Origin of the sequence: Neorhizobium galegae, assembly GCF_021391675.1 — a bacterium.
In the GTDB taxonomy this organism is placed as follows: Bacteria; Pseudomonadota; Alphaproteobacteria; order Rhizobiales; family Rhizobiaceae; genus Neorhizobium; species Neorhizobium galegae_B.
On record NZ_CP090095.1, the window covers coordinates 393,234 to 407,667 of the forward strand.

The following is a 14,434-nucleotide window of genomic DNA, read 5'->3' on the forward strand; positions in this document are numbered from 1 at the left end:
TCAAACGCGGCGAACGGGAAGACCGTATCTTGCGATGTCGCGCCAGAGCGCCGCCCAGCCATTGACGACCTGCCGCTGCTGCCCCACTACTTTCTGACATACTAAACTTGGTACACCGGGAGGATGCAGGGTGTTCCACGCAAGCATGAATTTTGCGCTCGGCGAGGAGGTCGACGCTGTTCGTGAGACGGTCCACCGTTTCGCGCAGGAAAAACTCAAGCCTCGCGCCGACGAAATCGACCGCAGCAACGAATTCGCCCGAGATCTCTGGCCTGAACTAGGTGCACTCGGCCTGCTCGGCATTACCGCCGACCCGGATTTCGGCGGCACGGGCCTCGGTTATCTCTCTCATGTGGTCGCCGTCGAGGAACTGGCCCGCGCCTCGGCCTCGACGTCGCTCAGCTACGGCGCCCATTCCAATCTCTGCGTCAACCAGATCAACCGCAACGGCAATGCCGATCAGAAGGCGCGTTACCTGCCGAAACTCTGCTCGGGAGAGCATGTCGGTGCGCTTGCCATGTCGGAGCCCGGCGCCGGTTCCGACGTCGTCTCGATGAAGCTCCGCGCCGAGAAGCGCGGCGATCGCTATGTCCTGAACGGAACCAAGATGTGGATCACCAACGGCCCGGATGCAGATGTGCTGGTGGTCTATGCCAAGACCGATCCGGCCGCCGCCTCCAAAGGCATCACCGCCTTCCTCGTCGAAAAGGGTTTCAAGGGTTTTACGACCGCCCAGAAGCTCGACAAGCTCGGCATGCGCGGCTCCAATACCTGCGAACTGGTGTTCAGGGATTGCGAAGTGCCGGCCGAAAACGTCATGGGCGCCGAGGGTGGCGGCGTGCGCGTGCTGATGTCCGGGCTCGACTACGAGCGCGTCGTGCTTTCGGCCATCGGCATCGGCATCATGCATGCCTGCCTCGACGTGGTCATGCCCTATGTCCATGAGCGAAAGCAGTTCGGCCAGTCGATCGGCGAATTCCAGCTGATCCAGGCCAAGGTCGCCGACATGTACACGGCGATGAACTCCGCCCGTGCCTATGTCTATGCGGTGGCCGCCGCCTGCGATCGTGGCGCCGTGACGCGCCAGGATGCCGCCGCCTGCTGCCTCTATGCCTCCGAACAGGCGACCCAGCAGGCACTGCAGGCAATCCAGATCCTCGGCGGCAACGGTTATATCAACGAAAACCCGACCGGCCGGCTGCTGCGCGACGCCAAGCTGATGGAAATCGGCGCCGGCACGTCGGAAATCCGCCGCATGCTGATTGGCCGAGAACTCTTCAAGGAAACCGCCTGATGGCTGTCATCCGGTCTGCGGTCAACCTGAGGAGCGAAGCCGCCGAAGCGAACCGCGCCGCGATGCAGGCAAAGCTTGCCGAGGTCGAGGCGGCGGTGGCGCTCGCCGAAGCCGGTGGTGGCGAGGAAGCGCGGGCGCGGCATGTCAAGCGCGGTAAGCTGCTTCCCCGCGAACGTATCGCCCGGCTGCTCGATCACGGCTCGCCTTTCCTGGAGGTTGGCGCTACCGCGGCCCACGGGCTTTACGGCGGCGCGAGCCCGGCGGCCGGCATCGTCACCGGTATCGGCCGGGTCGAAGGCCGCGAGGTGATGATCGTCGCCAACGATGCCACGGTGAAGGGCGGCACCTATTATCCGATGACGGTCAAGAAACATCTCCGCGCCCAGGAGATCGCCGAGGAGAACCGGCTGCCTTGCGTCTATCTGGTCGATTCCGGCGGCGCCAATCTGCCGAACCAGGACGAGGTGTTTCCCGACCGCGATCATTTCGGCCGCATCTTTTTCAATCAGGCGCGCATGTCGGCGAAGGGCATAGCCCAGATCGCCGCCGTCATGGGTTCCTGCACGGCGGGCGGCGCCTATGTGCCGGCCATGTCCGACGAGGCGATTATCGTCAAGGACCAGGGCACGATCTTCCTCGCCGGCCCGCCACTGGTGAAGGCCGCGACAGGCGAGGAGGTCTCGGCCGAGGACCTTGGCGGCGGCGATGTCCACACAAGGCTCTCCGGGGTGGCGGATCATCTCGCCCGCGACGACGCCCACGCTTTGGCGCTGGTTCGCCGCGCCGTCGCTGGCTTGAACACCCGCAAACCGGATACCGTGGTATTGGCGACGCCGGAGGAGCCGCTTTACGATCCGGAAGAAATCGCCGCGATCGTCCCGTCGTCGCTGAGCACGCCCTACGATATCCGCGAAGTGATCGCGCGGGTGGTGGATGGCTCGCGTTTCGAAGAGTTCAAGGCGCGCTTCGGCATGACGCTGGTCTGCGGTTTCGCGCATGTCTTCGGCATTCCCGTCGGCATCATCGCCAACAACGGCGTGCTGTTTTCCGAAAGCGCCCAGAAGGGCGCGCATTTCATCGAACTCTGCTCGCAGCGGAAAATCCCGCTCGTTTTCCTGCAGAACATCAGCGGCTTCATGGTCGGCCGCAAATACGAGGCGGAAGGCATCGCCAAGCACGGCGCCAAGCTGGTGACCGCGGTAGCGACCACCTCGGTGCCCAAGGTCACGATATTGGTCGGCGGCTCCTTCGGCGCCGGCAATTACGGCATGGCCGGCCGGGCCTATTCGCCGCGGTTCCTCTGGACCTGGCCGAGCAGCCGCATCTCGGTGATGGGCGGCCCGCAGGCGGCCGGCGTGCTTGCCACCGTCCGGCGCGACGCGATCGAACGCGGCGGCAAGGCTTGGGAAGCGCAAGAGGAGGCGGCCTTCAAGCAGCCGGTGCTCGACCAGTTCGAGGAACAGAGCCACCCGCTTTATGCCTCCGCCCGCCTCTGGGACGACGGCATCATCCACCCCGGCAGGACACGGCAGGTCCTGGGCTTGAGCCTCTCTGCCGCGCTCAATGCCCCAATCGAGGATACACGCTTCGGCGTGTTCCGGATGTGAGGTTGGTTTGATGCAGCAGAGCACATCCAAAGACCCCTTCTGGCCTGCCGGCCATCTCCCCCACAAGGGGGGAGAAGACTCGCGGCAAGGCCTCGCTTCAAGTCCACGGCCGGTGCGGCGGGGTAAGCCCCTCCCCCTTGTGGGGAGGGGTTGGGGAGGGGTTTACTCTTCCTGGTATCTCGGTGCGGCCTCATGCTGAGAAAAGTCCTCATAGCCAATCGCGGCGAGATCGCCTGCCGCATCATCCGCACCTGCCACCGGTTGGGTGTCGCCACGGTCGCCGTCTATTCCGACGCCGACCGTGACGCGCTGCATGTGTCGCTTGCCGGCGAGGCCGTCCATATCGGTCCGTCCCCCGCCGCCGAAAGTTATCTGCGCGGCGAGACGATCATCCAGGCGGCGCTGCGCACCGGCGCCGACGCCATCCATCCCGGTTACGGCTTCCTCTCGGAAAATCCCGACTTCGCCGATGCGGTGACATCCGCCGGCATCCGGTTCATTGGCCCATCGTCGGATGCAATTCGCGCCATGGGCCTCAAGGACGCCGCCAAGGCGCTGATGGAAAAGGCGGGCGTGCCTGTCGTCCCGGGCTATCACGGCGCCGAACAGGATCCGGATTTCCTGCTGGATGAGGCGGAGCGCATCGGCTTCCCGGTCTTGATCAAGGCGCGCGCCGGCGGCGGCGGCAAGGGCATGCGGCGGGTCGAAAGCGCAGCCGACTTCGGGGAAGCACTCGCCTCGGCGCAGCGGGAGGCTCTGGCCGCCTTCGGCGATGCCGCCTGCCTGATCGAGAAATACATCGCCCATCCACGCCATATCGAAATCCAGGTTTTTGGCGACGACCACGGCAATGTCGTGCACCTCTTCGAACGAGACTGCTCGCTGCAGCGCCGCCACCAGAAGGTCATCGAGGAAGCGCCGGCCCCCGGCATGCCGGAGGAGATGCGCCTTGCCATGGGCGAGGCGGCCGTCAAGGCCGCGATGGCGATCTCCTATTCCGGTGCCGGCACGATCGAGTTTATCGCCGATGCCTCCGATGGGCTGAAGGCCGACCGTTTCTGGTTCATGGAGATGAACACTCGCCTGCAGGTGGAGCATCCGGTGACCGAGGCGATCACCGGCGTCGATCTCGTCGAATGGCAGCTTCGCGTCGCGTCCGGCGAGTCCCTGCCGCGCCGGCAGGACGAACTGTTCATCAGCGGCTGGGCCTTCGAGGCTCGGCTTTATGCGGAGGATGCCGAGCGGGGTTTTCTGCCCGCCACCGGCAGGCTTGCCCATCTCGACCTGCCGGAGGAGCTGGCGCGCGTGGACAGCGGCGTGCGCGCCGGCGACCGCATCTCGCCCTTCTACGATCCGATGATCGCGAAAATCATCACCCGAGGCCCGGATCGCCAGACAGCGCTCTCGCTGCTGTCGGCCGCCCTTGCCGAAGTTCGTACCACCGGCGTGACCACCAACGCCGCATTTATTCGCCGGCTAACGATCCAGCCGGATTTCGTTGAGGGGCTGCCCGATACCGGCCTGATCGACAGGCATCTGGCGGAATTGACGATCGGTCAGGCCCCGTCTCGCGAGGCCATGGCCTTGGCCGCGTTGAAACTTTCCGGTGCCCTGGAGCCGAAGAGCGGAAGTGATCCCTGGGATCGCTTATCCGGATTCCGGTTATGGTCCGAAGCTTCCGATTTCGTCGAACTGGACTACCGCGGTCAGCACGTGCCGGTCTCGTTCGGATCGATCGGAGAGGGCGTCTATGCGGCCACGGTCGACGGCAAGCCGGTGGATTTCCGCCTCTCTCGCCTGAGCGCCGAGGCTTGTCTTCTGGAGGCCGACGGCCGGAAACATCGCGTCCATCTGGTCTCCGGCGAACGTGACGTGACGATCTTCGGCGATGGCGAGAACTGGCACTTCGGCCTTATCGATCCCCTTGCCGGTGAGGATGAGATTACCGCCGGCGGCGATCGCATCGCCGCGCCCATGCCGGGCCTCGTAAAGCTCCTCCGTGCCACGCCGGGAGCCTCCGTCGCGAAAGGTGAGGCCCTTGTCGTCATGGAAGCCATGAAGATGGAATTGACGCTTGCCGCCCCGCGCGATGGAACGATTGCCGATGTCCTGGTGTCGCAGGGCGAACAGGTGATCGAAGGCGCGGTGCTGCTCTCCCTTGAGCCTGAGCCGGAAGCCGGGGAGCCGCAGGATGGCTGATTTCGTCCGCATCCACGAAATGGGCCCGCGCGACGGGCTTCAGAACGAGAAGGGGCTCATTTCCACCGCCGACAAGATCCGGCTGGTTGACCTGCTTTCGGCCTGCGGTTTCGAAAAGATCGAGGTGACGAGCTTCGTGCGCGCCGACTGGGTGCCGCAGATGGCCGATGCTGCCGAGGTCATGGCAGGCATTACCCGCCGTCCGGGGACGCTGTACACGGTGCTGACACCGAACGTGCGGGGATATGCGGGGGCCGTCTCGGCCAAAGCGGATGAAGTCGCCGTCTTCGCCTCGGCGTCCGAAGGTTTCAGCCACCGCAACATCAATTGCAGCATCGCGGAGAGTTTTCAGCGGTTCGCGCCGCTGATCGACAGTGCCCGTCGCGACGGCATCCCGGTCCGCGCCTATGTCTCCTGCGCCGTCGACTGTCCCTTCGATGGTCCGACGCCGCCGGCGCAGGTGGCGCGGGTGGCAACGGAGCTTCATGCGCTGGGCTGCGGTGAGGTGGCGCTGGCCGATACGATCGGCACCGGCACCCCGGATCGGGTCGCCGCCATGCTGGATGCGGTCCTGGAGCGCATGCCGGCGGCCCATCTCGCTGGGCATTTTCACGACACCAACGGCCGGGCGCTCGACAACATCACCGTCTCGCTCGAAAAAGGTCTGCGCGTTTTCGACGCTGCGGCGGGCGGGCTTGGTGGCTGCCCCTATGCTCCGGGTGCGGAGGGCAATGTCGCGACCGGCAAGACTGTCGATCATCTACATGCGCTGGGTTTTGAAACCCGCATCGACCGCGACCGGCTGACCGAGGCGGAGGCTTTTGCCCGCAGCCTGAGGGGAGCGCGCTGATGGGCGCTTACGAAACGCTGACATTGGAACGGGATGACCGCGGCGTCGTGAAGCTGACGCTCGCCCGGCCCGAAAAGCACAACGCCATGAATGCGCGGATGATTGCCGATCTGACGGACGCGGCCGGCAAGCTCGCAGCCGACGAGGCGGTGCGGGTCGTGGTTCTCGCATCCGCCGGCCCCACCTTCTGCGCCGGCGGCGACCTGCAATGGATGCGCGACCAGGCGGCAAGGGATCGCGCCGGCAAGATCGAGGGCGCCACGGAACTCGCGCTGATGCTGAAAGCGCTGGATGACTTGCCGAAACCGCTGATCGGCCGGGTGCAGGGCAATGCCTTCGGTGGCGGCATCGGCCTGATGGCCGTCTGCGATATCGTCATCGCGGCTGAAAGCGCCTGGTTTGCGCTCACTGAAACACGGCTCGGCCTGATCCCCGCTACCATCGCACCCTACGTCGTGCGCCGGATCGGTGAAGGCCATGCCCGTCGCCTGTTCCTCAACGCCCGCCGCTTCGATGCGGTCACGGCCCGCGAGATCGGTCTCGTGTCCGTCGTTCGCACCGCTGACGAACTCGATGCGGCAGTTGAAGAGGAGGCCTCGGCTTTCCTCGATTGCGCTCCCGGCGCTGTCGCCAGCGCCAAGAGCCTTGTGCAAAATCTCGCCCGCCAGACGATCGAAGATCCGGTCGGCTACAGCACCGGCCTGCTCGCCGACCGTTGGGAAAGCGCCGAAGGCCGCGACGGCATCGACGCCTTCCTCAATCGTCGGCAGATGCCCTGGGTGGCCCCCAAGTCAGGCGGGGATTAGTCCCGGATAGGCTCCGGGACCAATCGAGCGTCATTGTTTCGGAATACCCGCCTTCTGGATCACGTCCGACCATTTCTGGATGTCGGCCTTCAGGCGGCCGCCGATCTCCTCCGGCGTGCTGGATCGGGCTTCGACGCCCAAATCCGCGAACCGCTTCTTGAGGGCAGGGTCGGCCAGGACTTCGACCAGCGCGGCGTTCAGCTTCTTCACCGCTTCCGGCGGAGTGCCCTTCGGCGCGAAGATGGCGTTCCAGGAAGTGACGTCGAAGCCCTTGACACCTTCTTCCGCGGCGGTCGGGACGTTCGGCGAGAGGCTGGAACGCGCCGGGCCGGATGAGGCGATAGCGGTCGCCTGGTTCTGCTGCAGGGCAGCCTTCAGCGCCGTCTGGCTGTCGACGATCACGTCGAGTTCACCACCGAGCAGGGCGACCTGAAGATCCGGCGTGGCCTTGTAGGGCACGATGGTGAAATCTATCCCGGAGGTCGACTTGAAGAGTTCCGCCGCCAGGTTCTGGCTGCTGCCGACATTGATCGTCCCAACGTTGAGCGCGCCCGGCTTGGCTTTGGCCGCTTCCAGAACATCCTTGAGGGATTTGAATTTACCGCCTGACTTGGTGACGAACACGAAATCGAAATAGGCAAGGCTCGACACCGGCACGAAATCGGCGACCGGATCGAATTGCAGGTTCTTGAAGAGCGGTACGCTGATCGCGGTTCCGTTCGAGAGAAGCGCGAGCGTGTAACCGTCCGCCGGGGCGTTCAGCGCCGCCCGTGCCGCGACGGAACCGCCGGCACCCGGCTGGTTCATGATCACGATCTGACGGCCGAGTTTCTTGCCGAGCGACTCGGCCACCAGGCGTGCCGTAATGTCGGCAATCCCACCGGGACCGAAAGGCAACACCAGGGTAATGTCCCTCGACGGATAGGCGTCCTGCGCCATGGCGCCGGTCGGCAGCATCAGGGTCAGGGCGACGGCCAGAGATTTCATCCATCGCACCGGCCGTCCGAATCGTCCCGCTGACCTCTCCGTAGTTGTGCAATCCATTCTTTCCTCCTCCTCCAAAGGCCGCTCAGGCGGCGAAACCGTATAAACGTGCGGGATTGTCGACGAGCAGCCGCCGCCGATCCTCTTCCGTGAGCGCGAACTTCGGCACGAGATCCACGAGGTCGGCCTCGTCGACCGGCTCCTTGAGGTTCGGATGCGGGAAATCGGTGCCCCAGAGGCTCCGCTCGGGGCTGGCCTCCACCAGCGCTTTTGCGAAAGGCACGGCCGTATCGAACGGAAAGCGGGAGATTCGCTCCGACCCGCAGACCTTGATCCAGCAGTTTTCCCGCCGCACCAGTTCCAGCAGCGTCTGAAACGCCGGCTGGTCGGTCCCAAGGTTGGTGTCGACGCGGCCCATGTGGTCGATGACGAAGGGGACCGGCAGCCGGGCGATCATGTCGGAAAGCGGCACGATGTCGGCGGCGTCGAGATGCAGCACCACGTGCCAGCCGCGTCCCTTGATGCGGTCGATCACCCGGTTGAAGACGTCCAGGTCCGGTGCACCGCCGAGATGGCGGACGAAATTGAACCGCACGCTGCGCACGCCGCCGTCGTCGAGCGTCTGGTAGGCGCGGTCGTCAAAACTGTCGTCGACGATCGCGACGCCGCGGTAACGATCCGGGCGCCAGGCGATCGCGTCGAGCATGGCGCGGTTGTCGGTCCCGTGGCAGCTCGCCTGAACGATGACGGCGCGGTCGATGCCAAGCCTGTCATGAAGCTTTGCCAGCGCCTCTTTCGGTGCGTCATCCGGCGTATAGCTGCGGTCGGGCGCATAGGGAAAAACGGCTCCCGGACCGAAAACGTGGCAATGGGCATCGCAGCTGCCGTCGGGCAACAGGAAGTCCGGCTTCCGCCGTGCAATGCCAGCCCCGTGACCGCTCTCCTGCCGATCTTCGTTCATTTTTCTTCCCTCATGTAAGTCAGGCACGCTCGGATTGCCTGGTTTCGACGCCGAGGCTTCGAAAGCTCGCATAGCTCGCCTCGACGATTTGGTTGACGGCGGCTTCCCGATCGTTTCCGTCGACCGTGCCGCCCGAAAGACGCGTGACGCGGTCCGGATTGATCAGGGCGTAATAGAGCGAGCCGAGCAGGAACTGGCTGCGCCAGACCAGCCCGCTCAACGGCGCGCCGGGCACGCAATCGGCCAGAGCCTTGATGAAGGCGCGGCTCGTTTCGTCGAATGCGTCTGCGATGATCGCCTGCGCGTCGGGATTTCCTTCCGCCGACAGCACTGCCCGCATCCGGGTGAATTCGGCACCGCCGCCATCGCCCTCCGAGGAGGAGACGAAGGCCGGCACGACATAGGCGCGCAGGATGGCCATGAGCCGCTGATCCGCATCGCTGATCCGCAGGGCTTCGCCCAGAAGCTCGCGGCGGCGGGCGTTCATCGGCACCGTGTGGCGCTCGTAAACCTCCCGCAGCAATTTCGCCTTCGAGCCGAAATGATAGGTGAGGCTGCCGACATTGGCGCCGGACGCCTTGGCGATATCCCGTAGCGACACGGCATTGTAGCCGCTGCGGGAAAACAGGGTCACGGCGTTTCTGAGCAAGGCTTCCCTCAGGTTCGGTCGCATCGAAGATCCATTATCAACTGTACGCCCAATTTGTACAGTTGTACAAATTGGGCGTCAATCGAAATTGCGCGCCGAGGGGTGAGACGATTTTGCGGCAGGCGCCAGTTCCGGGAACCGATCCTGCCGAGGAAACGAGCTAGCGTTGTAGAAGCATGAAGCCGCCGAAAAAAGCGGCGAGCTCCGCGTAGGCATCGAGCGGCAGCACATGCGCGACATACTGGTCCGGCCGCACCAGGACCATGCAGCCCTGTTCCCGATCGATGCCGCGCATGTCGAAGATATCCTGCCCGTTCTTGAAGTCGGGGCAGAACATCTTCTCGTAATCGCAGAGCCCGTAGCGGCCCTTCCGGGGCAGGAGGAAGGCTGGCATGGTGTCTACGGCGAGCGTCCGGTGAGCCTGCTGGAAGACAGCGCGGAAATCGATCACCGAGTCGATGTCCTGGCCGGCCGGCGTATGTCTCTTCACCGGCGAGGCGGGGGAGTCCGCCAGGAAATCGCAAAGCGCCCGCAGCCGAGAAGAGGGGGCCGCGCGATCTTCCGCGCCTGCAAAGGCATAGATGCGCCAGCGGCCGTCCGCCTTGGCGGCATGGCCGAGTTGCGTAGGCTTGGCATCGGCCAGGCGGATCGCCGGCGCCGAATGGAACCGCGTGCCGATCGTCAGCCCCTTGGCGAGATGCTGATGGGTGGCTTCGCCGGTCAGCACCGACGGCGTGTAGCGGGTCGCTGTACCCGCGGTATAACGCCCCGACCGGACGAAATACTTCTGCACCTCTGCCGGCTCGACGCCTTCGCCGTCCGGATCGTCCGGGGATTTCAGCGGCGCACTCAGCATTGCCGACCATTCGCGATCGAAGTCTATCAGTTCCTTGGCGATGGTCTGGCGTTCGGCGGAATAGCTGTGCAGTAGTTCCGGCCCGCTCCGCCCCTGCAGGACGGCCGCCAGTTTCCAGCCGAGGTTGAAGCCGTCCTGCATCGAGACGTTCATGCCCTGGCCGGCTTTCGGGCTATGCGTATGGCAGGCATCACCGGCGATGAACACGTGAGGCAAGCGCTCCCCGATCGCGTCTTCGGCCACGTCGTCGAACTTGTCGGTGAGGCGCTGGCCGATCTCGTAGACCGACCACCAGGCGACCTCCTTCACCTCGAACGTGTGGGGATGCAGGACACGCTGTACGGCCGCGATCAGCTTGTCGACAGTGATGTTGCGGCTCGCGACGCGCTCGTTTTCGTTGAGCTTGTCCATCTCGACATAGATGCGGACCATATAGCCGCCTTCGCGCGGGATCAGCACGATGCTGCCTTCGCCGGCGGACTGGATCAGCGCCTTGAGGCGGATGTCGGGAAAATCGGTGACGGCGAGCACGTCCATGACGCCCCAGGCGTGATTGGCGGAATCGCCGTGCAGCGCCCGGCCGATCGACTTGCGCACCGTGCTGCGCGCCCCGTCGCAGCCGACGACGTACCGGGCCTTGATGATCTCGATCTCACCTTCGTGGGAGGGGTCGAGCCGCTCCAGCCTCGCGGTCACCGGATAGTCGGAGGCGGCGGGGTCGGTCTCCAGATCGATCAGGCGCCGCGAATAATGCGGTTCGAGCCTGGTCGGCGATTTGCGCATCACGTCGAGGAAGAAATCCTGCACCCGCGCCTGGTTGAGGATGACATGCGGAAATTCGGAAAGCCCGTCTTCCGTGTCGTCGATCCTGCCGCTGCGGACGATGTTCTCGCGCTTTGCGTCGTCGGGTTTCCAGAACGAGGTCTCGTTGACCCAGTAGGATTCCTGGAGCACCCGTTCCGCAAAGCCAAAGGCATTGAACATTTCCATCGTGCGGCAGGCAATGCCGTCGGCCTGGCCGCGCAGCAGCGGGCCGGATCTCTGGTCGACGATGCAGGTCCTGATGCCGGGAAAGGTGGAGAGCTGTGCGGCAAGCGTCAGGCCCGCCGGCCCGCAGCCGACGATCAGCACATCGACTTCCTCAGGAAGCGGCCCTGCCTCGACAGGTGCTGCGTATCGATCCTCCGGGTGAAAGATTTCCGGGTCGCCGGGCTCGAACCCATTCAGATGGAATTGCATGGAACCAGTTTCCTCCGCATGTTTCTTGAGGGCATCCGCGGAAATGGATTCGGCGGATCCAATATTGATCAGTATGCTGATTATCAGTATACGTGTCAAGCTTGCGATGGTTTTGGAGAGTTTGGTGAAAGACAACGATGACATGCCGGGGCATCTGGCCCGCCGGTTCCAGCAGATCGCGGTGGCGGTCTTCCATGCCGAGGTGGAGCAAGCCGGGTACGACCTGACACCCGTCCAATACGCGGCGCTCGCCGCGATCAGCATCAATCCCGGGATCGATCAGGTCACGCTCGCCGGGCTGATCGCCTACGACCGGACGACGATTACCGGGGTCGTCGACCGGCTGGTGCAGAAGGGCCTGCTGGTGCGCAATGCCAGCACCAAGGACCGGCGCGCCCGCGAACTGCAGATCACCGACGAGGGTCGCAAGACCCTCGACGGAATAGCGCCGGCGGTGGAGGCGGCGCAGGAACTGATGCTGCGCGGCCTGACGGCAGCGGAAGCCGACGAACTGCTGCGGCTTCTGCGCAAGGCGATCGCCGCCGGCAACGAACTGAGCCGGGCGCCGCTGCGCGATGTTCCCGAGGCCGGCCGGAGCAGGCCGGTCAAGTGACCTGCTATCGACGCCGCTGCGGGCAAGGCCGCCCGGCTGCCGGGCAAGCCGCACATCCAATCCCGTTTCGTTAACCTTTTGTTGACCATATTCCCCGAGCCTTGCCATCCACGCATCACGCGTTCGGTCCGGTTACAGCAAGGAGAAGAGCATGACGCTCGTGACATTGCCAAACAAGATCATGCGAAACAGCCATCACACGCTTCTGGTCATGCGCGACGGCGGCACATGCCAGGCCGTCTGCGTGGTCAACGACGGCAGGATCGGCGACGTGCGCTCGAAACTGGGTCTCATCGAAACGATCGCCAACAGAAAGCTTGATCACGGCGAAGTGGCCTTCGACGGGCGCGTCTGGATTACTCATTCCGACATGCCGCGCCCGCTGCACGCGGACCGCCGCCACTGACAAAGACCTGAGCTGGCGAGAAGACATGACAATCCCTTGGCGATCCCCGGTTTCTTTTCGTCATCCTCGGGCGACCCTCGGGTTTAACCCGAGGGCGACTCGAGGATCGGACGGGGCGCTGAAAGCTGCCTCGTAAGGTAAGTAATAAGTGACACCTCTCAGCGCCCCGTTCGGCGGTTAATATCCGCGACTTCGGTCCCTCTGCGATGACGGGGGTTGTGGGAACGGTTGCGTGCCCCTCCGAAAGAGGGCGTCATGCACGCTCTCAGACCACGCTGCCGCAGGCCATGACTGCCGCCCGGCATCGTCTTCCACCTGCGCCGCACAATCCGGGTTTTTGAAAAAACCCTCGGACGCCGCACGGCGCGGCCCCGATCACCCTGCGTGCCTCACAGGCACGCCCGGCGCTCCATGATGGAAAACGAAACGAGAAGTCGGTCCGACAGCTTCTCACCCGTCCCACGTCGCCGGAGGGAGACCATTTTCCGCGAACCCGGACGCCAAGGTTTTGCGTCTTGCCCTTGACGTCCGCGCCGGTCCCGCCTCGCCGGCACGCCTGCCGGTGTATCCGTGACGGAACGGGGGATTGTAGGCACGGGTTGGGAGGGCGGGGATGAGGGGGAGGCTAAGTGTTTGATGGGGCTGACGGGGAGGTATCGATTGTGCCCGGATGGTTGGCGCCTGGAGGGTGGATCCTCGGGTCAAGCCCGAGGATGACGACCTTGGATCTCGAGGATGACGACCCTTGGATGTCGTGCGCCTCTCCTCCGTCATCCGCCGCCCTCTCCGTCATCCTCGGGCTTGACCCGAGGATCCAGTCGCTGTGCGGCGCACGGCGACACCCCTTTTCCCGGGCGTTGCGCCTGGAAGGGTGCGTAAGGAGAAAGCCATATCCGGCCTCCGAGCAAGCTCGAGGGCCGGATATCGGGGAGGTATCAGCGGAAGAGGTCGAGAATGCGCTTCGACTGTTCGTTGACGATGCTGAGGCCGATCGTCTGGAGCTGCTGCTGCACCTTCGTGGCGGCAAGCTTGACGGCACTCTCCTCCATATTGGCATCGACGAGGCGCCCGACGCCGCGGTCGATCGCATCCTGCAGCTTGGAGAGGAATTCCGTATTGGCGCTGATGCGGCTCGACGTGGAGCCGAGCTTGGCACCGGCGGAAGTGAGGCTCGAAAGCATGCTGTCGGTGGCGGAGATCATGCCGTCCAGTTCGTCTTCGGTCGTTGCGTTCGAGATCTTGATTTCGCTGGCGGTTGCCGATCCCTGCGATCCCGTATCGAGAAGATAGTATTCGTAAGGAGTGCCATTCTCCGTCGTGCCCGAATAGGCCTTGGTCAGAAGGCCATTGGCAGCATCGCCGCTGCTGGTCAGCGTCGTCGAGGCGGTATCGAAATCGATCGTGTTGAGGGCCGTGGTGCCGTCTGGGTTGGTCGATGCGGACGCAAGCAGCGACTTGACGCCCGGTGCGCCGGCGGAACTCAGCCAGTTCTCGCCGTTGAAGGACGAGGACTCCGTTACCGTGCCCAGCTGTTCTTTCAGCTGCGTGATCTCGGCATTGATCGCATCCCTGTCCACGCCGGACGAGCGGGCAAGGATAAGCTTCGACTTGATCTCGGAAACGAGGCTGGTTGCAGCTTCCATGCCGAGCGACGCCGTATCCGTCATCGCGGCGGCAAGCCCCGATGCGTCCCCGACCGCCGAGAGCGACATGCCCGTGGAACGCATGGACGTGGCGATCGACCAATAGGCGGCGTTGTCGGACGCCGTATTGACCTCGCGACCGGTTGCCACCTGGACCGTGTTACGCTCCAGCGCCTTGGTCGAGCCGGTCAGCAACAGCAGCGCCGATGCGGCCGACGGATTATAAGAAATGCTGCTCATGAAGCGTCTCGCAGGTGGGAAGGGCACGTTACGGGCTCAGGCAGTGAAGATCGGCGTCATGCCCTTGAGCTGTCGCCGTGTTGGCGC

At 64.3% G+C, this 14,434-nt stretch carries 12 protein-coding genes; 7 read left to right on the forward strand and 5 right to left on the reverse strand.

The window, feature by feature from the left end:
* Positions 1-130: 130 nt before the first annotated feature.
* The 5 genes from LZK81_RS01895 to LZK81_RS01915 all read left to right on the forward strand — a co-directional run bounded on the left by LZK81_RS01895 (position 131) and on the right by LZK81_RS01915 (position 6,756).
* Positions 131-1,294, forward strand: a complete 1,164-nt coding sequence (locus tag LZK81_RS01895; protein ID WP_233955021.1) for an isovaleryl-CoA dehydrogenase — start codon at positions 131-133, stop codon at positions 1,292-1,294.
* Positions 1,294-2,901, forward strand: a complete 1,608-nt coding sequence (locus LZK81_RS01900) for a carboxyl transferase domain-containing protein (protein WP_233955022.1) — start codon at positions 1,294-1,296, stop codon at positions 2,899-2,901. The genes LZK81_RS01895 and LZK81_RS01900 overlap by 1 nt, the downstream gene beginning before the upstream one ends.
* 192 nt (positions 2,902-3,093) lie before the next feature.
* The gene (locus LZK81_RS01905; RefSeq protein ID WP_233955024.1) at positions 3,094-5,100 is read left to right on the forward strand and encodes an acetyl/propionyl/methylcrotonyl-CoA carboxylase subunit alpha; all 2,007 of its coding nucleotides are present in this window, start codon (positions 3,094-3,096) and stop codon (positions 5,098-5,100) included.
* On the forward strand, positions 5,093-5,950 hold the full coding sequence (locus LZK81_RS01910; protein ID WP_233955025.1) for a hydroxymethylglutaryl-CoA lyase: 858 nt from the start codon (positions 5,093-5,095) through the stop codon (positions 5,948-5,950). Before LZK81_RS01905 ends, LZK81_RS01910 begins: the two co-directional genes overlap by 8 nt.
* Positions 5,950-6,756, forward strand: a complete 807-nt coding sequence (locus LZK81_RS01915) for a crotonase/enoyl-CoA hydratase family protein (protein WP_046625531.1) — start codon at positions 5,950-5,952, stop codon at positions 6,754-6,756. The genes LZK81_RS01910 and LZK81_RS01915 overlap by 1 nt, the downstream gene beginning before the upstream one ends.
* A 30-nt stretch (positions 6,757-6,786) precedes the next feature.
* On the opposite strand, the gene LZK81_RS01920 is transcribed toward LZK81_RS01915, so the two are convergent.
* The 4 genes from LZK81_RS01920 to LZK81_RS01935 all read right to left on the reverse strand — a co-directional run bounded on the left by LZK81_RS01920 (position 6,787) and on the right by LZK81_RS01935 (position 11,445).
* Complete coding sequence (locus LZK81_RS01920) at positions 6,787-7,743, reverse strand: Bug family tripartite tricarboxylate transporter substrate binding protein (protein ID WP_233955026.1); 957 nt, start codon at positions 7,741-7,743, stop codon at positions 6,787-6,789.
* An 82-nt stretch (positions 7,744-7,825) separates the two neighbouring features.
* Positions 7,826-8,701, reverse strand: coding sequence for an amidohydrolase family protein (locus LZK81_RS01925; RefSeq protein WP_233955027.1), 876 nt, complete (start codon positions 8,699-8,701; stop codon positions 7,826-7,828).
* Between the two features lie 19 nt (positions 8,702-8,720).
* Positions 8,721-9,374 (reverse strand): TetR/AcrR family transcriptional regulator, encoded by a 654-nt coding sequence (locus tag LZK81_RS01930; protein ID WP_233955028.1) that lies wholly within the window; start codon positions 9,372-9,374, stop codon positions 8,721-8,723.
* 136 nt (positions 9,375-9,510) lie between these two features.
* Positions 9,511-11,445 (reverse strand): FAD-binding monooxygenase, encoded by a 1,935-nt coding sequence (locus LZK81_RS01935; RefSeq protein ID WP_233955029.1) that lies wholly within the window; start codon positions 11,443-11,445, stop codon positions 9,511-9,513.
* 124 nt (positions 11,446-11,569) lie between these two features.
* Here LZK81_RS01935 and LZK81_RS01940 point away from each other — a divergent pair, with 124 nt between their 5' ends.
* Together LZK81_RS01940 and LZK81_RS01945 are read left to right on the forward strand one after the other, a co-directional pair.
* On the forward strand, positions 11,570-12,058 hold the full coding sequence (locus LZK81_RS01940) for a MarR family winged helix-turn-helix transcriptional regulator (protein WP_233955030.1): 489 nt from the start codon (positions 11,570-11,572) through the stop codon (positions 12,056-12,058).
* Between the two features lie 151 nt (positions 12,059-12,209).
* Positions 12,210-12,464, forward strand: a complete 255-nt coding sequence (locus LZK81_RS01945; protein WP_233955031.1) for a hypothetical protein — start codon at positions 12,210-12,212, stop codon at positions 12,462-12,464.
* A 935-nt stretch (positions 12,465-13,399) separates the two neighbouring features.
* Here LZK81_RS01945 and LZK81_RS01950 read toward each other — a convergent pair.
* Positions 13,400-14,347: a flagellin gene (locus tag LZK81_RS01950; RefSeq protein WP_233955032.1), complete on the reverse strand. Its 948-nt coding sequence runs from the start codon at positions 14,345-14,347 to the stop codon at positions 13,400-13,402.
* Between the last annotated feature and the right edge of the window lie 87 nt (positions 14,348-14,434).